Here is a 26966-nt window from a genome sequence, read left to right on the forward strand (position 1 = left end):
TTAACCTGGAATAAAAAATCTGTCCAGTGCCGAAGACATGAATTGGCAACCGGCAGACGCCAAACCTTAAAGTTTGCGGACGTGTTCCTTAAACCGCCGAACATCAGGATACGCTTCAGGTCCGGTAATCTTAACAAATTCTTTAAGCAGCATCGCCTGTTTGTTGTTTAACTTAGCCGGAGTCTCGACCACCACGGTCACCATCTGATCGCCGGTGCCCAGCCCGCGCAGGTTGGAAAATCCCTTGCCGCGCATGCGAAAAGTCTTGCCGGTCTGTGTCCCTGCCGGCACCTTCATGGAAACCATTCCCTGCAGCGTGGGAACCTCGATTTCCCCTCCCAATGCCGCAATGGTAAACGGAACCGGAATCTCGCACCGTACGTTCTCGTCCTCACGTATAAAAAGTTCGTGATTTCTGACTTGGATCACAACGTAGAGATCCCCTCGCGGACCGCCATTCATACCGGCCTCGCCTTCACCCGATATCTTCAAACGGCTCCCGGTATCCACCCCGGTAGGAATTTTGACTGAAATTTTCCGAATCGTTCGCCGCCGACCTTCACCGCGACACGTTGTGCAGGGCTGTTCTGCAATCCGGCCTGTACCTTCACACGTAGGACAGGTACGCATGACAGAGAAAAATCCCTGTGCCATACGAACTTGTCCGGCACCCTGACAGGTGTGACAGATTTTCCTGTGTGTTCCCGGTTTGGTCCCCTGACCGTTGCAGGTGTCGCAAGTCTCCATACGCGGAATCTCCAAGTTGACTTCCTTGCCTTTGGCACTGTCCATAAAATTGATTGTCAAATCATAACGCAGATCAGACCCGCGTCGCGCCCGCGACTGGGTACTCCGGCCTGTCCGGCCGCCCGCACCACCAAAGAAACCCTCGAAAATCTCCGAAAACATGTCCCCCATATCGCCAAAATCCGAGAAACCGCCGCCTGAAAATCCACCGCCACCGGCTTGCGCATTGACCCCGGCATGTCCAAATTGATCATAGGTCGCTTTTTTCTTGGAATCCTTGAGAACCTCATAGGCTTCATTAATTTCCTTAAACTTGTCTTCCGCGCCCTTATTCCCCGGATTGGCATCCGGGTGATATTTTTTAGCCATATTGCGATAGGCCCGTTTGATGGAATCATCATTGGAACCGCGCTCAACACCCAGCACCTCATAATAATCACGTTTAGTCGCCATAATTCACCTCAAATAAAACGCTTCTGTTTTCCCCTGCCGCTTGGCTGAAAAAAACATCATTAATATTAAAAAGACCGCAGCATTGTCCTTTGAAGGTCATCGGATCTTCTGCCGCGGCCTTGAAACATCATCCTCATGCGTACCGGATCATCAAAAACTATTTCTTGCTTTCCTGACCATCCTCAGCCTGGTATTCCGCCTCGACAACATCCTCTTCTTTTTTATCCTCCGCCGTGCCGGAAGCCGCCTCCTGTTGGGCAGCGCCGCCTTCCTTGTCGGCCGAAGCCTTGGCGTAAACAGCTTCCCCTACTTTTTGTGCCATTTTTTCAACTTTATCGCAGGCAGCTTCGATCTCATCGGCATCTTGTTTTTCTAAAGACTTTTTCAAATCCTCAATCGACTTCTTCACCTGATCTTTGACTGCACCCTCAATTTTATCTCCGTGCTCATCCAGAATTTTTTCCGTATTGTAGACCAGCGAATCACCACGGTTTTTTGCTTCCACTGCATGCCGCTTTTTCTTGTCATCCCCGGCATTGGATTCAGACTCCTTAACCATACGATCAATTTCAGTATCATCCAGACCTGAGCTGGCCGTGATGGTAATTTTCTGTTCCCGGCCGGTTCCCAAATCCTTGGCCGAAACATGCACAATACCATTGGCATCAATGTCAAATGTCACCTCAATCTGAGGAACACCCCGCGGTGCCGACGGAATCCCGGTTAAATCAAATCTGCCCAGAGTACGGTTGTCATCCGCCATCTCTCTTTCACCCTGCAAGACGCGAATGGAAACCGTGGACTGGTTATCTGCGGCTGTGGAAAAAATCTGGCTTTTCTTGCTGGGAATAGTCGTGTTGCGCTCAATCAACTTGGTGGAAACCCCGCCCAGCGTCTCAATCCCCAAAGAGAGGGGCGTCACATCCAGCAAAAGGACATCCTTCACATCCCCTTTGAGCACTCCGGCTTGAATCGCAGCACCCAAGGCAACCACTTCGTCGGGATTGACGCCCTTATTCGGTTCACGACCAAAAAATTCTTTAACCTTTTGCTGTACCATAGGCATGCGTGTCTGGCCGCCCACCAGGATCACTTCATGAATATCACTTGCGGAATATCCGGCATCTTTCAACGCCTTTTGCATCGGTTCCATGGTCCGATCCACCAGATGGCCGGCCAATTGCTCAAACCGCGCCCGGCTTAAAGACATTACCAAATGTTTGGGCCCCGAGGCATCCGCAGTGATAAACGGCAGATTGATCTCGGTCTGGGTTGTAGAGGAAAGTTCGCACTTGGCCTTTTCCGCGCCCTCTTTGAGCCGCTGCAACGCCATTTTATCCTGACGCAGATCAATGGCATTTTCCTTTTTAAATTCATCCGCCAGCCAATCAATAATCATCTGGTCAAAATCATCGCCGCCTAAATGGGTATCACCGTTGGTTGACTTTACTTCAAAAACACCGTCGCCCAATTCAAGAACAGAAATATCATATGTTCCGCCGCCCAGATCATAGACCACAATTTTCTGATTTTTCTTTTTATCCATACCATATGCCAACGCGGCCGCAGTGGGTTCATTGATAATACGCAGCACATTCAACCCGGAAATTTTTCCGGCATCCTTGGTCGCCTGACGCTGGCTGTCATTAAAATAAGCCGGCACAGTGATGACCGCGTCCGTAACTTCTTCGCCCAGGTAGGCTTCTGCATCTGTTTTTAATTTCTGCAAAAGCATGGCGGAAATTTCCGGCGGCGCATACGCCTTGCCCTGCGCCTCAACACGGACATCGCCGTTGGATGCCGCCATGGTTTTGTACGGCACCATTTTTTCTTCGTCACTCGCTTCGTCAAACCGGCGACCCATAAATCGCTTAATGGAAAAAATGGTGTTCTCCGGATTGGTAACTGCCTGACGCTTGGCAACCTGACCGACCAGGCGTTCATTACTTTTTGCAAACCCCACAATTGAGGGCGTCGTCCGCGTCCCCTCTGCATTGGGAATAACCACCGCTTCGCCGCTTTGCATGGCTGCCATACATGAATTGGTTGTCCCCAGATCAATTCCGATTACTTTTCCCATTATTTTACTTCCTTTCCGTATTCATTTATTTCCGCAAATCAACATTAATGCTTGGCGACCTTGACCATGGCAGGTCTGACGACTTTGCCGTTTAAGGTATAGCCTTTTTGTAAAATGGCAATCACCGTATCATCCGCCACACTTTTGTCGTCCACTCGCTGCAATGCCTGATGGATCGCCGGATCAAAAACACATGGTGTTTTCTCAATTCGCGTAACACCCGATTTTTCCAATGATTTTATAAACTGACGATAAATCAGTTGCACACCCTCAATCACTTTTTTAACATCTGTCGACTTCTGCGTGTGTTCCAAGGTACGTTCCAGGTTATCCACCACCGGGAGAATTTCCATGAGTAAATCTTCGCCGGCATAGCGGAGCAAATCAGTGCGATCCCGGTTCATTCTTTTTTTATAGTTTTCCAATTCAGCCAAGGCTCTCAAGTAGCGATCATAATTTAAATTTGCCTTCTCTTCCTGTTCTTTAATGGCTTTTTTCAGCGCACTGATCTCATCATGGGTCACCGCACCATCGGAAACGCCATCATCCTCATCAAAGGCTTTGGTCGGGTCCGAAGAACCGGGAAAAGCATTTCCCAGAGTATTGATGGTGCCCTCCTGGACCGAATCACTTGTTGATTCCCGCTTTTTCGAAGATTTTTTTTCTTCTGAATTTTCATACCACATAGTATCACCGCCTTTATCGTGCTAACGCTTCATTGGCGGGCAGACTGCCCGGCTTGCCCGGCGGATGCCGGTAAACCTGTAAATTTTCATTACACGATTACGCCATCTTAGCCAACACTTATTTGATGTTTATTATTTCCGCCAATACATCCGCTGTATTTTTTATCAGCGGAATAATTTTTCCATACGCCATACGTATCGGGCCAATCACACCGATACGAACTGTTTTGCTTTTGCGCGACAAAATTTCCTCGGAAACCAGGGACAACACCGGCATGGCCTCTGCCATGGCACGTTCATTAATCACCACACGCACACCTTGCCGTTCAATCCCGGGCGCTTCTAAAGAACGTACGAACTGTTCCCTCTGATCCAGCAATGTCAGCAGTTGTCGTGTCGCCGGCAAATTGTTGAATTCCGGCTGTTCCATTAAATTTGATGCCCCTTCAATGCGCACGGCACGGTCCAAACCGCTTAAATGCATTCCGGTCCAGCGCAGAGCACGTCTTAACAACTTGAGGGTGTTGCGCTCCAACCCCGGCCAGGCCACCTTGGCCAGCCGTTCCAACTCATCCGCCGTCCGTCCTCTTGCCCTGCGGTTGACGAGATCCGCCACCTGTTTAATTAACAGCGTTCCCAGTGTCTCCTCCGTAGAAAACACTTTATGAAATTCATCGCCCGCCATGGTATGAACGATCACCAAAAGACGATGCCGGCTCAATGACACCAACTGTAAATGGGCCAACCGTTCCTCGATTGTGCTCGACATCCAAGTCACGGCCAGCAATTGGGAAGAAACCGCCAACACCTTGGCCGTTAAACCGATCAGCTTGTCCTCTTCCTGCACATGTTTAAGCAATTCATAATAAGGCCGCCGGCGATCCATGCCATCCCCCCCCGACGGGGGCAATAAGGCTTCCACAAAAAAACGGTATGCCTTCACCGTAGGAATTTTTCCGGCTGAAGTATACGGGTGAATTAAATACCCCTTCTCCTCTAATGTTGCGAGAATACTCCGGACAGTGGCCGACCTGTAGGGGAACCCATAGTGCCGGCATAGTTGCTGCGAGCTCACCGGTTCGGCTGATGCAATGTACTGCTCAATCACGGCAACCATGACAGTTTGTTCTCTGGATAAGACTAATTCCATTCCATCAATCCTTCAATCACTGCCGGCAAAGATACCGCCCAGTCATAGACCGGACGTGCATAACCACCCGCAGGGATCACCCATTCTTAGACTGGTAAACTTCATAACTGATATCAGAAAAAATATTGTCCTTATATTCAATATCGGACATCCAATCGAGATCTAAACGATTATGTTTAATATCAAAATAAAGCCGCGTAAACCTGCCCAAATGATCTTTGGTTCTTTTAATCGCATATTCCACCATCGTGCCGGTCTTCATAATAAAGGCCCAATCCGAACTTTGCGCCAACAATAATTCACGTGCCGCCTGATTCAGTGCCCGGCGTTCAAGATAACTGGGTTCCTGATAGGTATCGGCCAGCTCGATCATCCGTTCCGCCGCCTTGTGCAAATGCTTGTAAACCCAGTCATTGGACCCATCCAGCCATTGTTCATGATACCCTTTATATCCCCAGGATGACATGTTGGGTGACACAACCTGCAAGCTCGGATTTTCCTTCAGATATTCCGGCGCGGTAACCACGCTTAATTCATCCTGATCAAAATGAATTTTCCTAAAAAGATTTTCCAAAAATTGCGGACCTTCATACCACCAATGGCCGTATAGCTCCGCGTCATAGGGTGAAACGATCAAGGGGTTTTTATGAATCAACCCCTTGAGATACGTTGCCTGCTTTTGACGGTTGAACATAAAATTCCCCGCATGGTCAGCCGTCATCGCGCGGGCCAGGTCCTGATTATACGGTTCCTTGTGATCCTGCTCACCGGTTATTTTGTAATATTTTATCCCGGTCGGTATCCTAAATCCATCTCCATGAATATACGGACGAATATAGTCATACTCTAAATCAAAACCAATATCGCGATAAAACTCCCGGTAATTGCAATCCCCGGGATATCCTTCCTTAGAGCTCCAGACCTGCTTGGAAGATTCAACATCCCGGCCGAACGCCGCAATACCACTACGTGTATAAACCGGCGCATAAATACCGTATTTAGGACGGGGCGTTCCATGAAAAACCCCGTGTGTATCCATATAAAAAAAACGAATTCCACAATCCCGTAAAATTTCATCCATCCCTGGTTCAAAACCGCATTCCGGCAACCAGATACCACGGGGTTTGACCCCCAAATACTTTTCATGTGTCTGGACCGCCACAGCAATCTGGGCACGCTGGGCTGTTTTATTGACCATCAAGGGAAGATAACCATGGGTGGCGCCGCATGTAATAATTTCAAGATATCCCAAATCCTGAAATTTCCGAAATGCTTCAATCAAATTCCGATGATACTTTTCCTCAAACAGCCAACGGGAATGCCGAAAACGCTCCAAATACATCTGGGCTGTATTGTTGAATTCAGACTGCCAGCGGGTCCGCTCCACCTCTTTTTCCGCCAGCTCAATCAACAGATTGATGTGTTTGATATAGCGTTCCTGCAAAAGCGGATCAGCAAACATGGTCAATAACGGCGGTGTCAATGACAGAGTCAACCGAAAATGAACACCATCCGCCGACAAAGATTCACACATATCAATCAGTGGAATGTATGTCTCTGTAATCGCTTCGTAAAACCAGTCTTCTTCAAGAAAGTCTTCATGCTCAGGATGCCGCACATAAGGCAAATGGGCATGCAGTACCATCATTAAATATCCAATTTCCGCCATGGTTGCTCCCGCGAATTATTCGGTATGTTTTCCAATAACAGGCGTGATTTTACGTTGTTGTGTGCCTTCACTGCTTTCGGCTTCAACGATAATCCGTTGTTTGCCGTCAGGCAAGGCATAGCGTACGGAAAAGGTCCCGTCCTGATTCAGTTTAACGGGCTGGCCTTGAATGGTAACATTCGCATCCGCTTCAGTCGCGCCATAGACGATGACCTCTGTGTTGACGACCAACCAAAAATCCCCTGTTTTCACGGGTTGCGGTCTCCCGCCCTCAGATCCCATGCTTGCCAAACCGCCGGAAGTTACATCAGCCCGGACTCTTTTAAGCATATACTTGGTAATACCTTCCGATGTTTGACCCGGTGCTGAAGCACCCGCTGATTTATACAGCCGGTCAAAAGTCTCATCAACCACCATCCATTCTTCATCCACGACCGGCGAAACCGAATCGCGGGGTGTGGTGACAACATTGGAGCGGGCCAGTGTCACAAAGTGCCCATCTGAATAAAGCAATCCCAGATCAACACAATAAGCACGGTCCGCATCCCAAACATTGATATACCAATTGGTGGCTTCTTCGGTCACTTCAATATCCTGCGTCCGGTGGGCATTGGAACCATCAAATTCGATATCAGTAACATCATAGATCCGCAAAACAATCTTGGCTGAAGCATTCTGAATTTCCCGGATTACTTCAGTCTGGCGGTCCATGGACAAATCCCAGTAAACAAAACACCAATAGGGATCGCGGATCATCAGAACAATGCGATTATCCTCATAGGAATCCTGCCAAAAATCGTTTTCATTTCCGCCGCTATCCTGAAAAACCGGCATCGCCGATGATGACATTGCCTGGTCTTTTTTTTCAGCGACTTCTTTAGAAACAGGTTTTCCGGCCTTGGCTGAAATCCTGGAAACCGTTTTCTGTTTTTTCACGACAGCTTTTTTTACAGATTTCTTCGCCACCGCCTTTTTCGCCGGTGATTTCACCTGTTTGCCTGTTTTTGCGGTTTTTTTAGCAACTGTTTTTTTTACAGGTCGTTTAGTAACAGCTGCTTTTTTAACCACTTTTTTAGCCGGCTTTTTCTTTTCCATAGCCCAGCCTCCCAACCACGTTGCAGCATTTAAATAAGGCAGTTATACCCAAATGTATTAACGGCCAAAACAGCAAAAAAACTTTAATTTTCCCGCATTACTATCCCGCAGTTTGTTTCTCAAACAAACCGTCCCCAGCTTACTTGTCCTGATGGTTTTTATCAGGAAAATCCTGATAATTCACAGTTAACATATTAAAAATTTTATTTTTATTGAACAATCTCTTTAAGTTCTTTGCCAGGACGAAATTTGGGCGCTTTTTTCGCAGGCACATTGACAGACTCGCCTGTTTTAGGATTACGCGCAATTCTGGCTTTTTTCTCTTTGACAACAAACGTTCCCAATCCTGCTACAGAAACTTTCTGCCCGGCTTTAAGCGCATTTTGGATGGTAGAAATAAGTTTTTCCAACATTTTTTCAATTTCGCGCTTGGGCAGACCCAAACCTTCGGCCACTTTATCAATCAATTCAACTTTTGTCATTCAGGACCTCCTCGTAGAGAAATTGGTGCATTTTTGAGTAAACTACCATAAGAAACAATGATGCGTCAAGCGTATTTTCTAAAATTTTGCTTATAAAATAGCGCGATTCTTCTATTAATCCCCTCAAAAAAGCATAGCGATTAAAGAAGCTCTCTAAAAACAATATCTGAAAGCAGCATGCCCTTTTTTGTCAGCCTTATTGAGGCTGAATCAAAGGTTACCAAGCCTTGCATTTCAAATTTTTTTAAAATCGGAATAAAGTCTTTTTCCCAAAACGGAGACTTTCCTTGATAGTCTTTCTTTTTCAATCCTTCTGTCAGACGCAGTCTTAATAAAATGCTTTCAGCGACACGTCCCTTATCGTCAAGCGCTTCCTGGCCAACGCGGGCCTCACCTTTGGAATGCGTCATTTGATTATACGCTTGCAAAGAGAGTGTATTCCAGGAACGGATCCCCTCGATAAAAGAATGGGCTGAAGTACCCAGCCCGATATAAGGATTATCGTTCCAATAACCAAGATTATGCCTGCATTGCTTCCCTTTTTTCGAAAAACTACACAATTCATACTGAAAATAACCTTTTTCTTCTAAAAAATTCCGTGACCAGGCAAGCATATCCGCCGCAACATCATCGTCGGGCATGGGAAGTTCGCCTGTAGAAATTTTTTCATACAAAGGAGTTTTTTCTTCCACGCTAAGTACATATAAAGAAAAGTGTTCCGGCTGCCACGCTGTGATTGTTTCCATATCATTTTGAAAATCAGCCAGACTCTGGTCCGGCAATCCATAGATAATATCGCATGAAATATTTTCAAAACCAACGTGCCGGATCATTTGAAATGCCTCATACGCTTGGCTGCTGGAATGATATCTTCCCAAAAGGTTTAATTGTCTGTCTTGTGTACTTTGAACGCCGAGTGAAATCCGGTTGATCCCTGCAGATTTATACTGCCGGAGCTTCTCTTCGTCAACGGTTGCCGGATTGACTTCCAGGGTGATCTCGGTATTGCCGGGAATTTGCATGACATCCGTAATTTTTTTCAAACTATGCGTGATTTTTTCCACCGGAACCAGCGAGGGTGTCCCCCCGCCAAAAAAAATCGAGGCGCATGTTCCTTGCACCCGGAATGCAATTTCTTTTTCCAGTGCCGCAAAATAGTCGTTTATTTCTTCTGCATCGGTTGCCGGGCCGGAAGAAAAATCGCAATAAGGACACTTCGCCCGACAAAAAGGAACATGGATATAAATGCTTTTCATAACATGACTCCGAACAGCTGCTAGCGGATGATTCGCCAGCGCGTAAACGGCCAATAAATAACCAGTGCTTTGCCTTTAATGAGCTTTTTCGGTAAAAATCCCCAAAAACGTGAATCTGCGGAATAATCACGGTTATCCCCCATCATAAAGTAAGCCTCCGCCGGCACCGTGACCGGTCCGAAATTATCCCGCGGACTTACTTCCGGCGGAAAAACGCGCATATCCCGAAAAGCAACATACCCTTCAGATTGCGGGTCACCGTTTACATAGAGTATTTTATTTTTCACCTCAATAATATCACCGGATTTTCCCACACAACGCTTGATAAAATCACGCCGCGGATTTTCCGGGTATTTAAAAACAATAATATCGCCGCGCTTGGGGTCGCGAATTTTGAGAATCGTTTTATCGGTAAATGGAATTTGTGTTCCGTAAATGAATTTATTCACCAGCAGATGATCGCCGATTAAAAGCGTACTCTCCATTGACCCGGAAGGAATTTTGAATGCCTGGATAAAAAGTGTGCGAATCACCAGCGCCAAAATAATGGCAATAAATCCCGAATCAACATATTCCATAAGGATACTTTTAGGATTTATTTTAAAAACATACCGCAACAAAATTTGCGCCAGGCTCAGACCCACGAGCAATCCATAAAAAATCAACTCTGCCGCTTCCGCAGTTTTAATCCACTCCCACATACACTTGCCGCCTTTCCAATCATTTTATCGTGCTAATGTTTCATCAATATTTGATGCTACCGCTATTCCCGGCAAGCATTCATTTTGTTCCTCCGAAAACGAAAACCCGTAAGATTGACCCTTGCTGCTACCAAATGTTTATATGTGCTTAATCTTTATATCGTATCTCGCATGAACAAAATGAATGCTTGCCGGAAATAGCTTACAAAAAATCACGGTTGCCCGAATATCCCCCGGCACAATTGTATTTTAAATACTTTCCTCGGCAACACACTGAAACACTGTCATTCACACCGGCTTGCCATCATTCATCCAGCTTCAACACCGCCAGGAATGCCGCCTGAGGAATTTCAACATTGCCGACATGTTTCATCCGCCGTTTGCCTTCTTTTTGCTTTTCCAGTAATTTGCGTTTCCGTGTAATATCACCGCCATAACATCTGGCAGTCACATCTTTGCGTACCGCCCGGATCGATTCGCGGGCAATGACTTTGGCGCCAATCGCCGCTTGAATCGGTACCTCAAATTGCTGGCGCGGAATTATTTTGCGTAGTTTCTCTGTCAGACTGCGGCCGCGCGCTTCAGCAAAATCGCGGTGACACATAAAAGAAAGTGCATCCACCGGCTCTTTGTTGACCAGGATATCCACTTTGACCATTTTTTCCTTGCGATATCCCGAGGGCTCATAATCCATACTGGCATAGCCCCGGGTACGCGACTTAAGCTGATCAAAAAAATCCGAAATCACCTCAATCAAAGGTAACTGATACGTAATCTTGACCCGGGTAGCATCAATATACTCCGTATTCTGGTACGTCCCGCGTTTTTCCTGAGAAAGCTGCATCACAGCACCCACAAATTCGGAAGGCACCAAAATAGTGACAAACATATAAGGTTCTTCAATGGACTCGATCTTTCCCGGTGCCGGCAATTTGGCCGGATTGTCTACGCGGACTACTGTGCCGTCTGTTTGATTGACCCGAAAAACCACCGAGGGCGCCGTCGCAATCAGATCAAGATCAAATTCCCGCTCGAGGCGTTCCTGAATAATCTCCATATGCAAAAGACCCAGAAACCCACAACGGAATCCAAATCCCAGTGCTGCCGAATTTTCCGGTTCAAAAAACAAAGAGGCGTCATTGAGTTTGAGCTTGTTCAATGCTGTGCGCAAATTTTCAAACTCTCCCGCCTCGATGGGAAATAATCCGCAAAACACCATGGGTTTGACTTCAAGAAACCCGGACAACGGTTCGGTTGTTGGTTTGACGTCATCTGTGACAGTATCCCCTACATTAACATCGGAAATTGTTTTAATCCCGGCAATCATGTATCCAACTTCACCGGCTGAAAGCACATCCACCGGCACTGACGCGGGGGTAAACACACCCACCTCATCAATTTCATAAGCGGTCTGCGTCGAAAGCATGCGTACAGTCATGCCTTTTTTAATTCTACCATCCATCACACGAATATAGACAATCACGCCGCGATAGGTATCAAAGTGAGAATCAAATACCAGCGCTTTTAAAATTGCATTCTCATCACCGCCGGGTGCCGGGACTTTATTCACAATCGCCTGCAAAATCTCCTGTGTCCCAACACCGGTCTTAGCTGATGCCGCAATAGCTTCTTCCCCCGGGATTTGCAATACATCCTCTATCTGCTGCTTAATTTCTTCCGGCCGGGCCGCCGGCAGATCAATTTTATTCAGCACCGGGATCAATATCAAATCTTGTAAAACCGCCAGCTCAGCATTAGAAAGTGTCTGGGCCTCAATGCCTTGGGCGGCATCGACCACCAGCAAGGCACCTTCACATGCTGACAAAGAACGGCTCACTTCATAATTAAAATCCACATGGCCGGGTGTATCAATCAGATTGAACTGATACACCTGCCCATCGGGATGACGGTATTTCAATCGTACCGCTTTGGCTTTGATGGTGATGCCCCGCTCCCGTTCCAGATCCATATCATCCAGAAGCTGCTCACGCATATCGCGCTTGGCAACTGTCTGGGTGAACTCTAAAATACGGTCTGCCAGGGTTGATTTGCCATGATCAATATGGGCAATAATACTGAAATTTCTAATCATCGGATTTGACATAACGACTACTTTGCTGCTCCTTTAACTTTCGGGGTGGGTATTGTACCGGGTTTTTCTTTTTTTACCAGCCTATTTTTCGAGTCTGTTTGCGATACTGCAACTGGTGTATTCCCTTGGGGCAGCGGCGGCCCGAGTGTTTTTGAAACCGGTAAATAAACAAAATCAAACCAGGGATTATGCTGCCCGGATTCCAGACTGGTTACCCGAACCGCCACCATTTGTTTTCCCCCGTTTTTTTCATAAATGCTGTTGGTTTTGCAATACAGTGTCACTGTCCGGGTTTCCCCGGCAGCGAGCGATTCAATTATTTCCGGCTCAGGATTCAAATTCGTTAATCGCGGCATGGGCACCAATTCCACACGAATGGCGGTCACAGTGTTGGTGCTGCTATTGACAATTTCCGCCTGGATCTTCGTCTTGCGGTCCAAAACCATATCTTGCGGTACCTGCAAACGTACGGAAAGCGGCATCCGGCCCGCCGCTGCCTTGAGCTGGGTAAACGATGCCGCCCCAGCCATGATCCACTCGCGATTTCCGTAGGGACCACGGGCGCCAAAAAAAGCCCGGGCCAAATCATGCCAGAAAAACCCAAAGGATTTGCTGACTGACTTGAGTTTCTGCAAAGCTGCCGTCTGCCGGTCCAGATGCTCCCGGGGTCCGGCCGGAGCAAGTGTGCGTTGAAGTAAATTCCAGTCAACCGGTTCTCCCACCACAACACTGGCATCTGCCCGGGACAGATAGTTTTTCCAGGAAGTCAGCATGTGGGGAAAATCAGGCCGGTCAATGGAATAAAACATAGGCGCATTAAAACCAACCCCGGCATCAAGCATCATAAGCAAATCCTGACCATGCTGGTGCCCGGTCTGCCATCCCAGGGAAAAAACCCAGAGCGGTTTGGTGGGTTTGACCTGGGCCACAATATGCTCTATCACCAAGCCGACTTTGTGCGCGCGCCACCAGCGCCATTTCGCCCGTGCTGTTGGATCACGTTTAATCTCGATCAACCGTGCCATCCAAAGACTTTTTTCCGAGTCAGACCAGCGTTCCCATTCTCCGGGCACAGCAATGGACATATCCTCCACAAAATTTCCGGCAAATTCATACCCGCCGAAATCAGTCCGCATATAATCCAATCCCAAATAATCCACATTGGGGTCCGCCTCAAATTTTTCCAGAAGCTCAATTATATGATTAGTCCGTTTCTCACATCCCAGCGAAACATAACGAAGCTGGCGCAAGGCATTTTGCTCGCGATTGTATCCCAGTGTAAACCGGTAGCCGGTTTCCTCCGGTTTGTTCCCGATCACAACAAAAGCGGTAATCCAGGCACCGTACTGCAACCCGGCGTCATGCGCCGCCGCAGCGGCGCGATGCATGAGCCGCACGGTATATTCAGACCAGGGATACTGCTCGGCTTTGCGTCTGCCCCAAATCTGTGTCTGGCCGACACAATGCCAAAAAGCATCGGCACCCATATAGTCAGTCCAGACAATCAAATTGCGCCAGGAGGAGGCATCCTCAGCTTGTAATCCCGGTGTCCTGTTCGGCCCGTACTTGCCGCCCTCATAGGTTACCACGGAAAATCCGGCCGGTAGTTGGTACGGCTTGCGCCCTTTTACCTTAAATGTCCCGACCGCAGTCAGCGTATTGCCATCCGTGAGTAGTTGCTGCAACTTGACAGTATAAGTCCCCAAGCGCGGATTAAACGGAATCGGCCATTTTCCCTGCCAGTGACCGGTGCCGTTATGAACCAGTGCGACTGTCGGCATATTACCGACTGTCACTATTTTTTTCTTGCCCCGCCAGATGCTTGCCTGCAGGGTCCCCGGCAATGTCCCGAGTGCTTGGGCGCTTCGCGTATTGAGACTGGCGGTAATATCCACCAATTCATACCGCCAATAAGCGGATTTTCCCGTATCGATGACGAGTGATTCCGCTGCCACGGTGCCCGGCATCCATAAAAAAAGCATCACTGCAATCATGACAAAAAAACAAATCTTTTTTTTCAACAAATTTTCGCCTTTCTTTTGAAATAAGACCCTTCCAACGGATTTCATTATTTCATGCACCATGGAGTCCACCTGTCAGGAAACACCCAGCGGTAATCTGAAAATTGCATACAGCATCCGGTTTTCGCCCGGATTAGTCTCCCATGACGCGGAGTACAAGTTTGCGCTGCCGTGGTCCGTCAAACTCACAAAAATAAATCCCCTGCCAGGTCCCCAGTACCGGTACACCGTGCGCCACCGGCAATGTCAATGAGCAGCCCACCAGGGATGATTTAACATGCGCATCGGAATTGCCCTCGCCGTGCCGAAATTCACGCCGGTTGGGTGCCAGGGTTTCCAGCTGAAGCAAGAGATCATGCAGCACATCCGGATCTGCATTTTCATTCACCGTAAGTCCGGCCGTGGTATGCAGCACATGTGCCACCAGCATGCCGGCTTGAATTCCGGTCTCGCTTAAATGTTTCTTAACCAGACTGGTGACATCAATCATTTCCACCCGCTGCCGGGTTGCGACATTGATTTCCATCAGTTGACTAACCATCGTTTATCCTTTTTGATCTCATGAACTCTGTAAACTGTTTCCCGGTGTTCGGCTGGTTGTTTGTGGCATGGCTGCAAACAACCAACATCATACCATTTCTAAAAGCCCAACAACAATGATGCCTATTCCACGGTGACACTCTTGGCCAAATTACGCGGCTGGTCCACATCCGCACCCCGCAACACAGCGATGTGATAGGCCAGCAACTGTAAGGGAATGACTGTAATCAAAGGACTAATCGACTCCGCCACCGCCGGAATCTCAATCACCCAATCCACACGCCGCTTAATCTCACGGTTGCTGCGGGTCACGATCGCCAGTACGGAACCGTTGCGGCTTTTCACTTCCTCAATATTATTCATGATCTTTTCCAAAACCGATGATTGATTGGCAATCGCCACGACCGGCATGCGTCCGTCAATCAATGCAATCGGACCATGTTTCATCTCACCGGCCGGGTAACCTTCCGCATGAATATAAGATATCTCCTTGAGCTTCAAAGCGCCTTCCAAAGCAATCGGATAGTTGATCCCGCGTCCGAGATATAAAAAATCTTTGCGCTTGTAGAGCTCTTCGGCGATTTTCTCAATAATGTTTTCCTGTTTCAGGATCGCCTCAATCAGACGCGGGACTTGACGCAGATGGTCCATATGCAGCGTTGCCGCAGCGGCTGTCATCATCTTTTGATGCTGTCCCAGGTACAGTGCCAGCAAATGCAGTGCTGTTAGTTGTGCCACAAATGCCTTGGTCGAAGCCACACCGATTTCCGGCCCGGCATGAGTGTACAATGTTTCGTGTGCATCCCGGGTCATGGTCGATCCCACCACATTGCAAATGCACAGGGTGTGTGCCTTGCGGCGCCGGGCTTCATGCAATGCCGCCAGGGTATCTGCGGTTTCACCGGACTGGCTGATTAAAACCACCAGACTATGCGCATCCACCAAAGGTGTCCGGTAGCGAAACTCCGAGGCAAAATCCACCTCAGTCGGAATTTTTGCCATACTCTCAATCAGAAACTTGCCCACTTGACCGGCATGCCAGGATGTTCCGCAGGCAATAATAAAAACTTTTTTCATTTGTTTTAGAAACGCCAACGGAATTTCCGCATCACCCAGGACAATTTTCCCACCCAGCCCTTCCACCCGTCCCCGAATCGTGTCTTCCACCACTTGGGGTTGCTCATAAATTTCCTTGAGCATGAAATGTTTATACCCGCCTTTTTCCGCCTGGATGGCATTCCAGGTAATATGGGTTGGCTTGCGGCGCACCCGTTTGCCTTGCGTGGTCATAAGCTTAATGCCCTTGTCTGTCAGGACCGCAATTTCTTCATCCTGTACAAATAAAACATCGCGGGTATGCGGCAGCAGCGCAGGTATATCAGAGGCAATAAAATTTTCCTGCTTGCCGATCCCCAGGATCAAAGGACTGCCGCGGCGGGCGGCGACCAATTTTCCCGGTTCACGCTGGCTGACCACTGCCAAGGCAAAGGTCCCCTTGATGCGTGCCACAGCCCGGCGGACTGCTGTTTCCAGCGGCACCTTGCCGCGATAATATTTATCAATCAAATGGGCAAACACTTCCGTATCCGTATCTGAAAGAAAACAATAGCCCTGCTTCTCAAGTTCTTTATGCAAACCGCGGTCATTTTCAACAATACCGTTGTGCACAACAGCCAGCGTTCCCTTATTATTCGTATGCGGATGCGCATTGTCTTCATTGGGCCGGCCATGAGTTGCCCAACGCGTATGCCCCACACCTGTCACTGCTGTCATCGGCGCTTTTTCCACCAAGCGCACCAGCTTATACAATTTCCCTTCACTCCGCCGCAGCGTCAGCTTGCCTTTGGAAATGACTGCCAACCCGGCCGAGTCATATCCCCGGTATTCCAGTCTTTGCAACCCATCCAGCAAAATCGGAACCGAATTACGGTGCCCCACATATCCAACAATCCCGCACATACCCCACCTCTTCTATATATCCTATTAAAATAAATTTTAAAATCACGACTAACCAGCTGGTTTCCCTAAAGACCCTGTTTCTAAATCACTTAGAGTGCTGATTTTCAAAGAAAACTGATCCTGTATCCGCACGATAGAGCCGGTTTTGACGATACAACGCCATAATGTCCTATCAATACTGAAGCTGCGTTTTTTTCTTTGGGAAAGAGCAACCCGATTGACCCGTACGCCTGAATTCATTTCACCAAATCCAGCATATCCCGTACCGCACAATCAATTCCGACCAGCGCTGAACGCGCAATAATATTATGACCGATATTCAAATCTTCGATCCCGGCAATCCCCGCCACCGGGGCCACATTCTGGTAGGTCAATCCGTGACCCGCATTGACACGCAATCCTTTTTCCTGTGCCAAACGCGCACCAACGACAAGCAGCTGAAATTCTTTCCGAATATCCGCCTCTTTTTTCGCCCGGGCATAGGCGCCGGTATGTAATTCTACAAAGTTGGCACCTGCCTCTGCGCCGGCAGTAATCTGCTCCGGCGTAGGATCAATAAACAAAGAAACCGTTATCCCGGCTCTTTGAAGACGTAAAATCATAGGTTGCAGCTTTGCCAATTGATTGGCAACATCCAAACCGCCCTCCGTGGTAAGTTCCTCGCGTTTTTCCGGAACCAAAGTGCATTCCTCCGGTTTAATTTTTGTCGCAATTTCAACCATTTCAGGCGTGGCCGCCATCTCAAGATTAAGTTTGGTTTTCACAATTTCGCGCAATAAAAAAACATCACGATCCTGGATGTGCCGCCGGTCTTCCCGCAAATGCACCGTAATCCCTTCCCCGCCGGCTTGCTCCACCAAAACAGCCGCGGCAATCGGGTCCGGTTCCAATTCCTTACGCGCCTGGCGCAAGGTTGCAATATGATCAATATTTACACAGAGGTTAGCCATGTGATGATCCTCCTTTTGCCGTGGCCGATTTTGGCAGCCACGGCATCACCGATACGATGCGCCCACAGCTCGGCCTGCTCACCGGTCTCAGCTTCCACCATGACACGCGCCAAAGCTTCGGTTCCGGAATAACGCAGGTTGACCCGGCCGCGGTCTTTAAGCGCTTTTTTTGAGGCTTTAACCTCGTCGCTTACTTGCTTGATTTTCATTAAATCCGGGCGGCGCTTTACCGGGATATTAACCAGTAGTTGCGGAAAATCACGCCATCCGCCTGCCAATGCCGAGAGTGGCCGGTTGGTTGCTTTCATCACATCCAAGACTTCCAGTGCGGTCAGCAGTCCATCCCCTGTCTGGCTTAAACGCGGCAGTAAAATATGCCCGGACTGTTCTCCGCCCAAAACCAATCCTTTTTTCTCCATCGCTTGAGAAACATAGCGGTCCCCTACCGTGGTACGCAACAGATGGATCTTTTTTTCTTTTAAATAAAGTTCCAGCCCCAAATTACTCATCACAGTCGAGACCACAGTCCGTTTGGCCAGCTGCCCTTTCCGGGCGTAATGCATTGCCAGGATCCCTAAAATACGGTCGCCATTGACCACCCCGCCTTTTTCATCAATAAGCATGACCCGGTCACCATCACCGTCAAACGCCAGACCGGCCTGGAATCCACCAGAGCGGACTTTCCGGATCACGCTTTCCAGATGGCAGGACCCGCAATGGTGATTGATATTGATCCCATCGGGCTGATCGTGCAAATAGGTGGCCTTGATACCCAAGGCATCAAACACCGGTGGCACCGTACGACAGGTAGCGCCATTGGCAAGGTCCGCCGCCACCTTGAGCCCCTTTAATTTCCGGTCAACAAAACGCTTGATCAAATCCCGGGTATACACCCGGGCTGCCTCGCCAAAACAATCAACAATGGTCCCTATTTGGATACCGGTTTGGGGATGATTCCGCCTGGCTGCGTGCAGTTTTTTTTCTAAAACCGCCTCGCTTTTTTCCGGAAATTTCCCGCCGGTGGCGGCAAAATATTTGATCCCATTATCTTCCGCGGCATTATGTGACGCTGATATAACAATCCCTGCATCCAGCTTGTAATGACGTGTCAATTGAGACACCGCCGGTGTGGGAATCACACCAAAACGCATCACATGCGCATTGCCGCTGGCCAACCCGGCGCTGAGCGCCGCAGCCAGTGCGGGTGAAGAAATCCGGGTATCCCATCCCAGACCGATATGCACCCGCCGCTTAAATTGCGCGGACAAAACCTCGGCTGTGATCTCGCCTAAGCGGAGCACTTCCGCCACATCCAAAGGACCCTGATTCGCCAACCCGCGGATCCCATCCGTTCCAAAATATTGTTTACTCCCTTTTTGCATACACATCTCCCTCAACTATCATCCAAATCCACGAATGCCATTGTATTGAAAATATTGAGGGTTATAGTAGCATAGGCATGATAGGGGCGCAAATAAAATCAATTTGCCCGCTCTAAAGAGCGGGCAACCCAAGAAAGTTCCGGACTTCAATCATCTATCCTGTCAGGGAATTAGGCTATGCTTTATAAAAAATCATTATTACACTCCCGCATCATCCGCAGCCAACACACTAAAACGATTGAAAAACAGGATTATTTAAGTCCTCAGAATAAAACCAAAACACAATAAACCACAGATGATATAAATTCACTATGATGAAAAAAGTCCGTACTTAACTATACAATACACAGCCCGAAACGCATCTTTCAGGCTTATCTTCTTTCCTTCTTCATATGAACGACCATGATAAGATATGCCTGCTTCGTAAAACCGCAAACCTTTTTTAGCCAGTTTAATCGTCATTTCCGGTTCAATCCCAAAGCGTTTTTCATAGAGTTTGATGCTCTGAATATGTTCCCTTCTGAATGCTTTATAACAGGTCTCCATATCCGACAAATTAAGATTACACATCATATTGCAAAGCGTGGTCAATAATTGATTCGCCACATAATGCCAGTAAAAATGAATCCGGCGGTATTTGGCGGTTATAAACCGGCTGCCATAAACCACATCGGCTTCATCCTTTATAAACGGCACCATTAAATCATAGTAATCCTGCGGATCATACTCAAGATCCGCATCCTGAATAATCACCACTTCATTTTTAGCATGTTTAAACCCTTCACGAATCGCTCCGCCTTTTCCGGAATTTCCAGGCAGGGTGATTATTTTCAAATCCTGATCCTTGAGCCCTTCTAAAATATCAGCGGTTTTGTCTTTTGAGCCGTCATTGACCACAATGATTTCTTTTTCAATCTCAACTGCCCTGACGCGATAGATTATCTCGGCAATTGTTCTTTCTTCATTGTAAGCCGGTATAATGACTGATAGTGTTGGATAATTCATTTTTTCCATCAAATGCTCCTATATATATTTCATGAGATCGCTCTTCAAAAAAAACAACTGAATTGTAGCAAATCTGTCCTCTTTAATCAGTCCTTCTCTGTGTTTTTTCGTTCTTCGCCAATCTTACTCCGACATTTCCCGGGACAACCACGCGGCCGATTAGTTGCAACATATTTAATTGCATTTACTTTTGCCCAATTTTAACAGGAGTCGAAAGGATAGTTTGGCCTTTATTTTTTTTAAAAACTGATAAAATCTTGGCACCTTTAACACGTACAGAATAAAACTCGTTTTTATAATGATATTCATTTTTTCTGGTACGATATCCACCAAAAATATAGTCCGCTTCCTCTCTTAGTTTGACATAGCTAAGACGTGCCTGTTGTTCCGGACTAAGTAGAAAGCGATTGGTTCTAGCGGGTGTAGTATCTGCATATATCTTGATAGAATCACTTTGGTCGTGTTTTAAAATATATTCCAGAGCCTGCTTATTCGACAGACCCCAATAGTCCATTTCAAAGTTAAATCGCGCTCCACTTATTCCACCAACCAGTTTATTAAAGTACACATTTTGATAAGGATGATATGTAATCATTGAAAAAATAATTGGTGAAAAAATGATTGCTACAAAAACAAAAGAAGTTGCTTTTATAAAACGAAACGAAAGTGATTGGATTAATTTTAAAAACACTTTGTAAGAAAACCGAATTCCTAAAATCGCTAATAGTAGCAAGGCCGGATAAATAAAAAACATTTGCCGCCAAGCATCATATACAGTTGAGCGAAAAACAATAATTGATAGTAATGGAACAAAAAACCATAAAAGCGGGAGAACAAATGGATGAAATTCAGCATAAGCACGATTTTTCCGACTAATTACTTTTACGACAAAATCAATAATTCCCACAAGAAAAAAGAATAAATAAACCAGCGGTGTCGTAATCGAAATCCATATCGGAATATAAGAAAAAGGTAATTTTGTTGCCTTTATTATTTCACCATCAAATAAAACAGATTGGCCCCAGGGGAATTTCGCCATGACTATAAAAGCAGCCACAAAACTCTTTATTGGATCATTCCACAATGGGGGCTGAAATAATATTGTAAAAATAAATGACCCTACAATGTAAGTAAGGAAATGATTTCTAATAAAGATTGAAAATTTTTCCTTTTTAAACAAACTATTAAAAAACATCATTGAAAAAGTTAACGGTAAAATCAGGATTCCCAAAATGCGAATATCTATACAAATACTAGTTGTGACCGCATGAATTAATGCCCAGAACCATGTCTTTTTATCTGCAAACTTAACTAAAGTAAACATTGCAATAATAAAACTCGATAAAAAGGGTATATCTTTTGAATTATAGAAAGCATGTGCAAATATTCTAGGACTAAGAATAAGCATGGTACAGCCCAAAAGCGCCAATCGCCAATCTTTTAAAAAAAACAGACACAATAAATAAAAGAAAATGACACTAATGTAAAAATATATGAAAGTAATCAGATGGCGACTATGATATATCTTCTGAGTATCTGTTAGATGAAACGTTTTCTCACTGGCATATAAAACCAGTTCAAAAAAAGCCCCATAGTGCCTATCTCGATACGTTAATAATTGTTCATCATGATCAGCTATATAATTCCATATGATTTCGCCATAACCTTTCTGTATAGGTTCGTCCCATGAAAGCCCGTAATGCTTATAAATGCTTATTCCGATCATTAGGAAAAAAACAAAATAGATAATTGGAATAATTGTTTTTAGACTCAGCTTCACAATATATCTCCTGATTATTCCTTTTTTTCTAGCAAGAAGTGTAAAAAAACGACTTAAACCTTTTTCTTTTTATAGGTCTCTTTCCCAATCAAGTATGACATATTTCACAATTTCTATTTGATTCACTTTTTCATTCGAATATTCAGTGTGTCCTAGGAGACTGAATATTTAGTCGTTTTTATCATACCCGCACGCAGTAAGCGGGTATCCAGTGACTTTTAATTTCTTTAAAATCAAAGCGTGTGGATTCCCGACAAGAGCATGCGGGAATGACAACATAATAAAACAAACTAAATGCTCAGGCTCTTAGTAGAAATAATATTATATGTGTATATGTTCCTTATACCGGATTTTTATTTCAACATTTTTTTATTTAAAATCCCGCTTAAAAATTGCGGATCACGCCAATCCCACAATCTCTTCGGATCTTGATCAATATTCGTTGGAACAAAATTCCAGTATCGTCCAGATTCCCGGACTGCACCATTACCATTTATTACAATGCTGGTAAATGCCAGCAATAAAAAAACTACCCAAGAGGCTTTTTTCCATCTCCAGGATTGAATATCCATTTGCATGAAAGGGACCATGAAATAGATTAAATAAGGAACCATATCAGAAAACAAACGATAACCAAAAGAGTGTCCTCCCCACCACATGGGCCAAATGGAGATCACTATCCAGTGCAACATGATAATAGCAATAAGAAAATAATCTAATCTCTCAACTTTATGAAACTTTATTTTTATAATAAATCCAATTATTGAAAATATAAATATAGGCGAAAATACTAATAGCCCTCTGGCTGGACTAAACATATTCCCGGATAACCCCACTAAAAACTCAGACCAGGCAAACCCTATTTCAGGTTGATAATAAGGCGAAAACAAAGAATGATAAACACTTAAGTTGTGTAATAAAAACGGAACAGCAATTACGGATGCCCATAAAAGATAACGCAAAAAATATTCTCGATGTTGCCAAAAAATATATATAGTAAGAAGTATAACCGAAAGACTATTGGTGGGACGTGTTATATATGCCATCGCTAATGTCAATCCGGCAAATTGAACAAACTCAGGACGCTGCTTTGCCTTTATAATAAAGAACAAAGTCAAAATGAGCATCATCATCGATGGTCCGTGTTGCCATAGTGCGCGGCTTGCTGTTGGCCAGGCTGCGGTACCAAAAGCAAATATGGCCGTAAGCAGCAAGCTTCTTTTCCTGCCCAAAAAAAGACGAATTAACCCAAACATCAGCACGACTGTCAAAGACATATAAAAACAAGCTATAAAAAATTCCAAACCAGTAGGATATTTCCCTTTAAAGTACTCATTGAAATCAAATTTATCTGTCGCGCCAGTAGTTGACCCTAGTGCCAGTACGCGACGAAAAGTCAAATCCGCAACAAAAACAAATGGCAATGCCATGACAGAAGAACCTATTGGATACTGAGAATAATAGTGTCCGAAATGCTTTTCCACCTCGCGTTTTCCTTCGTCCTCAAAAAATTCCATATATTCATCTATATCTGTGTTGTGTTCCTGGATAATGCTCATCGCGGTATATAAAGACCACCGCGAATCATAAGGCCAATAAACAGCTTTAGAAAAATATATCGTGAATACTGAAAAAAATATAATTAACAAAAATATTGTATTATTTACTTTAAACATCTCTTGCCTCTTTACATATTGGATTTTTAAATCCTAATTTCTATTCCTACCAATACAAATTGAATAAATATACTTTATTACTAATTTGGTGGGATATCTAAATACTATTGCTAATTATAGTTAGTGCTTAAAATGAATAATAGGTCGCCCTTTTAAATCAACTTCCGTTTTTTTGCCGTAAATAACCATTATAATAAGCAATATATATCTTTGCTGAATAAAATTAATACCCGATTGCAATCCAGCTAAAACCAGCATTAGCTCCAGCTGTCCCATCTGAATTAAAAATATGAATATATGCTATATTATCATCAGAATCATCAACGTATCCAGCAGCTTCTCCACCATTACTTAATGATCTTCGTGAAACAATCAATACCGGTTTATGTGTAAATACATTACTAAACGTTATTGTCGCATTTCCGAATTCATTTGTCATTCCAGTCCCCACCATAATTTTTGGCTGTACCCATTCACTGCCTGCACTATCATAAACCTTCGGTGCAAAAGATGCGTTGGTCTGTGTGACCGATCCTGCGAGCGCTCTTAAAAAATCAGTTGAATCAAGATTATCCAGCTGTCCTGCATTCGTGGCGCTGGTGGCACTGGTGGCGGTATCTGCGCTGGTGGCGTTCCGCGCACGAAAAGCATACCCCACACTGGTCAACTTTTTCCTGGGCGTCATCTCCGTATCAGGATTAACGGTGATACCCAAATAATACTCTTCATTAAAATCAAAGCTCGACAAATCCATGGGTGAACTCGCCGCACCTATCTGAATATTAAAATAACCGTTCTTTGTATCCACACTATGCACTTCACTCCCAATAACATTGGATGGACTTGATGCTACCGGATCATTGTATAGGGTAATGGTCATAGCATACGTACCGTCGGCATATGGATCGCCCGAATGATTTGTTAAACGTCCTTGGTAATTGATCACATTGGGAATTGCCGCCAATGCCATCTGCGTCGCGAGCAACACCAGGCCTATTGACCAAACTATGGTTTTCTTCATTTTAAGCCTCCGCTTTGTCCCTATTTCACCAGGGCAATTTTTTTCTTCACGATTGTGGTTTTACCATTATTTCCTTTGGCCTTAATCAGCATGATATAAACGCCATTTGCAAGATTGGACACATTCCACCGCCAATAATTTTTCCCCGCCGGTTTCATATCCCATCGCTTGGAAATCACAAATTGATTACTGGTGGTATACACCTTAATCTCAACATCTGCGGCTTCTGATAAATGAAAGTAAATATGCGCGGTATGTCCGCGAATCGGATTGGGTGCTGCATACACCCATTTTTTCGATAAAATCTCTTCCCCAAAATTCCTTATAGGTGTTTGCGTGGGTGAGGGGGTTGATGTAATCGTTGCTGTGGGTGTCGCCGTCGGCAGAGGAACAACAAAATCATTATAATAACCGGATTGCAGTATCGATATCTCATCATTGCACTGACCGATCAATGGCTCACCAATCGAATCCACAATATCATATGTAGCCGACGTAGATGTATTGCCACCCGCATTGAGAATAGACTCATCTATAACATAAATCGCAGATTGCATCGCACTGACGGAAGACGAAATTAGAAACAACATTAAAACTAATAAATATTTCATGATATCCCTCTTCATTTAAGTGTCAAAATTGTAGCAAAATCACAAAATTAAACCAACATAATATAGAACAAATTCTCTGGTTGTATTTCATTCATTTCCGGGCATCCACGGACCGGAGGAAGATCACACCACCCCTCTGATTTCTCTTTTCGACTTTTCTTTGTTGCTGCCGGAGTTCAAATATAAGGTATTAACCGGACATTTGAACTCCGACACGCATCATTTATCAAAGCGTGCTTTTTATCCCCGCTTTATTTTACGACATTCTTCTTCAACCAATATTGCATCCACAAATCAGCCTGTTCGGTTGCTTCATCACACAGAGGAATAATTTTAGCAGTATCAAATGCACCTCCAAATGAATATTTAATTTTGCTCATGGACTCAGCTTCGACGGAATGATTAATCGCAACGTTTCCTTCCCGATCAAGAATTGATAAAGTAACAGTGCACTTAACCGCCAACTTACCAAAACCCAAAAACTCTCCACCTATTTTAGATAAACGGTATTCGGCGGATAAAAAAAGCACACCATCAATATCGGGCATCTGTTCGAGACTGGCTTTAATAGGATTTAAATCAAAGGTTGAAATCGCAATATATCCGGGAGGAGTCGCTACATTAAATGGCTTTAAAAAGAAATTTTCATTTTTTTTGATGGCCCGATAATGTGGTTTCATAATAATACTTTTTTCATCGGCAATTTCGCTGGGTAAAATCGAAGGATATAGGGTAAAAATAGTCTTGTGCAACTTCATTGCCATGGGAAATAAATCAAAATTTTTCTGATTCGAGCGCTTATTGATATCAAAAACAATTGAAGTCAGCTCACTTGTATCAATTCGTTTGTCACAGTAAACTGTCATAACCGCGATTTTTTTTAATTGCTGCAGGTAAATGGGATTAACCGTGCTTTTATTCAATCCTACTGACGCACAAGAACTCAGCAGTGGAACAATAACTATTAATCCTAATAGAATATTTTTATTTCTCATACGTTCCTCCTTTAGCGAATGATAAAATCCGAAACATACAATACCCCCTTATAATAATGTTTTTTCTTCCTATTCCGTTAGACTAATTTTTAAAGAAATCCATGCATATAAAAGCACATATTTATATTTTTTTTAGTGAGCATATTGAGGTCAAAATGGGGGAGTTCCGGAGTGATAACGGTTTTGTTGCAATCATGAATCACCAAGGTAATTGCCGGGACAACACAGTTGTGAAATTATTTTGTCATACACTGAAAACGGAACACGTGTACTGGCGCCACTATCAAGCAAGATCAGAAGCCGCAACAAATTTATTTGATTATAGCGAGACAGGTGTAGACGTCACTCGTATTTGGGATTTAAAAATCCAGCTGAATATGAGAGGATGCGAAAAGCATCTTGAAATTATGTCCATTTCATCGAGGGAAGATCACTCCGCCCCAGCTAAGGCCAGGCCTGCCCGGTACATACCGGGTGTCAGGCGAATACTAGCTCTGTACACATGTCCTGTTTTGGTTTTAACATTTTATAGATTTAAACTTCCCCTGATTTAGTGGACCGGAGTATTTCAGCGAGTTTGACCTCAAGCCGCATGTAAAGCTACTTTCGTGATGC

At 45.2% G+C, this 26966-nt stretch carries 21 protein-coding genes; all 21 read right to left on the reverse strand.

The genetic code is table 11. The annotated features are described in order from the left end of the window. Positions 1 to 66 precede the first annotated feature (66 nt). The 21 genes from dnaJ to K8S19_05330 all read right to left on the reverse strand — a co-directional run bounded on the left by dnaJ (position 67) and on the right by K8S19_05330 (position 26351). Positions 67 to 1203, reverse strand: a complete 1137-nt coding sequence (dnaJ, locus tag K8S19_05230) for a molecular chaperone DnaJ (GenBank protein MCD4813075.1) — start codon at positions 1201 to 1203, stop codon at positions 67 to 69. 154 nt (positions 1204 to 1357) lie between these two features. Further along, on the reverse strand, positions 1358 to 3280 hold the full coding sequence (gene dnaK / locus K8S19_05235; GenBank protein MCD4813076.1) for a molecular chaperone DnaK: 1923 nt from the start codon (positions 3278 to 3280) through the stop codon (positions 1358 to 1360). Between the two features lie 44 nt (positions 3281 to 3324). Next, complete coding sequence (grpE, locus tag K8S19_05240; GenBank protein MCD4813077.1) at positions 3325 to 3966, reverse strand: nucleotide exchange factor GrpE; 642 nt, start codon at positions 3964 to 3966, stop codon at positions 3325 to 3327. A 118-nt stretch (positions 3967 to 4084) separates the two neighbouring features. After that, positions 4085 to 5116 carry a heat-inducible transcriptional repressor HrcA gene (gene hrcA, locus K8S19_05245; protein MCD4813078.1) on the reverse strand — a complete coding sequence of 344 codons (1032 nt, stop codon included), beginning with the start codon at positions 5114 to 5116 and terminating at the stop codon, positions 4085 to 4087. 76 nt (positions 5117 to 5192) lie between these two features. Beyond that, positions 5193 to 6785, reverse strand: a complete 1593-nt coding sequence (locus K8S19_05250) for a DUF1957 domain-containing protein (GenBank protein MCD4813079.1) — start codon at positions 6783 to 6785, stop codon at positions 5193 to 5195. A 15-nt stretch (positions 6786 to 6800) separates the two neighbouring features. Continuing rightward, positions 6801 to 7880, reverse strand: coding sequence for a DUF4912 domain-containing protein (locus tag K8S19_05255; protein MCD4813080.1), 1080 nt, complete (start codon positions 7878 to 7880; stop codon positions 6801 to 6803). A 209-nt stretch (positions 7881 to 8089) separates the two neighbouring features. Beyond that, complete coding sequence (locus tag K8S19_05260; GenBank protein ID MCD4813081.1) at positions 8090 to 8362, reverse strand: HU family DNA-binding protein; 273 nt, start codon at positions 8360 to 8362, stop codon at positions 8090 to 8092. Between the two features lie 140 nt (positions 8363 to 8502). After that, positions 8503 to 9618 carry a radical SAM family heme chaperone HemW gene (gene hemW / locus K8S19_05265; GenBank protein MCD4813082.1) on the reverse strand — a complete coding sequence of 372 codons (1116 nt, stop codon included), beginning with the start codon at positions 9616 to 9618 and terminating at the stop codon, positions 8503 to 8505. Positions 9619 to 9638: 20 nt separating this feature from the next. Beyond that, positions 9639 to 10319, reverse strand: coding sequence for a signal peptidase I (gene lepB / locus K8S19_05270; protein MCD4813083.1), 681 nt, complete (start codon positions 10317 to 10319; stop codon positions 9639 to 9641). A 304-nt stretch (positions 10320 to 10623) separates the two neighbouring features. After that, positions 10624 to 12423 carry a translation elongation factor 4 gene (lepA, locus tag K8S19_05275; GenBank protein MCD4813084.1) on the reverse strand — a complete coding sequence of 600 codons (1800 nt, stop codon included), beginning with the start codon at positions 12421 to 12423 and terminating at the stop codon, positions 10624 to 10626. A gap of 5 nt (positions 12424 to 12428) precedes the next feature. Beyond that, positions 12429 to 14432: a hypothetical protein gene (locus tag K8S19_05280; protein MCD4813085.1), complete on the reverse strand. Its 2004-nt coding sequence runs from the start codon at positions 14430 to 14432 to the stop codon at positions 12429 to 12431. 133 nt (positions 14433 to 14565) lie between these two features. Continuing rightward, a complete protein-coding gene (locus K8S19_05285) occupies positions 14566 to 14973 on the reverse strand; it encodes a secondary thiamine-phosphate synthase enzyme YjbQ (protein ID MCD4813086.1) in 408 nt (135 codons plus the stop codon). Positions 14974 to 15095: 122 nt separating this feature from the next. Next, positions 15096 to 16931 (reverse strand): glutamine--fructose-6-phosphate transaminase (isomerizing), encoded by a 1836-nt coding sequence (glmS, locus tag K8S19_05290; protein MCD4813087.1) that lies wholly within the window; start codon positions 16929 to 16931, stop codon positions 15096 to 15098. A 236-nt stretch (positions 16932 to 17167) separates the two neighbouring features. Beyond that, positions 17168 to 17881: a pyridoxine 5'-phosphate synthase gene (locus tag K8S19_05295; protein ID MCD4813088.1), complete on the reverse strand. Its 714-nt coding sequence runs from the start codon at positions 17879 to 17881 to the stop codon at positions 17168 to 17170. Next, on the reverse strand, positions 17863 to 19263 hold the full coding sequence (gene glmM, locus K8S19_05300; GenBank protein ID MCD4813089.1) for a phosphoglucosamine mutase: 1401 nt from the start codon (positions 19261 to 19263) through the stop codon (positions 17863 to 17865). Before glmM ends, K8S19_05295 begins: the two co-directional genes overlap by 19 nt. 309 nt (positions 19264 to 19572) lie before the next feature. Then, positions 19573 to 20268 carry a glycosyltransferase family 2 protein gene (locus K8S19_05305; GenBank protein ID MCD4813090.1) on the reverse strand — a complete coding sequence of 232 codons (696 nt, stop codon included), beginning with the start codon at positions 20266 to 20268 and terminating at the stop codon, positions 19573 to 19575. A gap of 184 nt (positions 20269 to 20452) precedes the next feature. Next, positions 20453 to 22048: a hypothetical protein gene (locus K8S19_05310; GenBank protein ID MCD4813091.1), complete on the reverse strand. Its 1596-nt coding sequence runs from the start codon at positions 22046 to 22048 to the stop codon at positions 20453 to 20455. A 353-nt stretch (positions 22049 to 22401) separates the two neighbouring features. Further along, a complete protein-coding gene (locus K8S19_05315) occupies positions 22402 to 23724 on the reverse strand; it encodes a glycosyltransferase family 39 protein (GenBank protein ID MCD4813092.1) in 1323 nt (440 codons plus the stop codon). A 223-nt stretch (positions 23725 to 23947) separates the two neighbouring features. Continuing rightward, on the reverse strand, positions 23948 to 24745 hold the full coding sequence (locus K8S19_05320) for a hypothetical protein (GenBank protein MCD4813093.1): 798 nt from the start codon (positions 24743 to 24745) through the stop codon (positions 23948 to 23950). A 20-nt stretch (positions 24746 to 24765) separates the two neighbouring features. Further along, entirely contained in the window at positions 24766 to 25356 is a 591-nt protein-coding gene (locus tag K8S19_05325) for a T9SS type A sorting domain-containing protein (GenBank protein MCD4813094.1), read from the reverse strand. Positions 25357 to 25607: 251 nt separating this feature from the next. After that, positions 25608 to 26351, reverse strand: a complete 744-nt coding sequence (locus tag K8S19_05330) for a hypothetical protein (GenBank protein ID MCD4813095.1) — start codon at positions 26349 to 26351, stop codon at positions 25608 to 25610. Positions 26352 to 26966: the final 615 nt, after the last annotated feature.

Source organism: bacterium (assembly GCA_021108215.1).
Taxonomy (GTDB): Bacteria; Oederibacteriota; JAAXVQ01; order JAAXVQ01; family JAUVAV01; genus JAIORK01.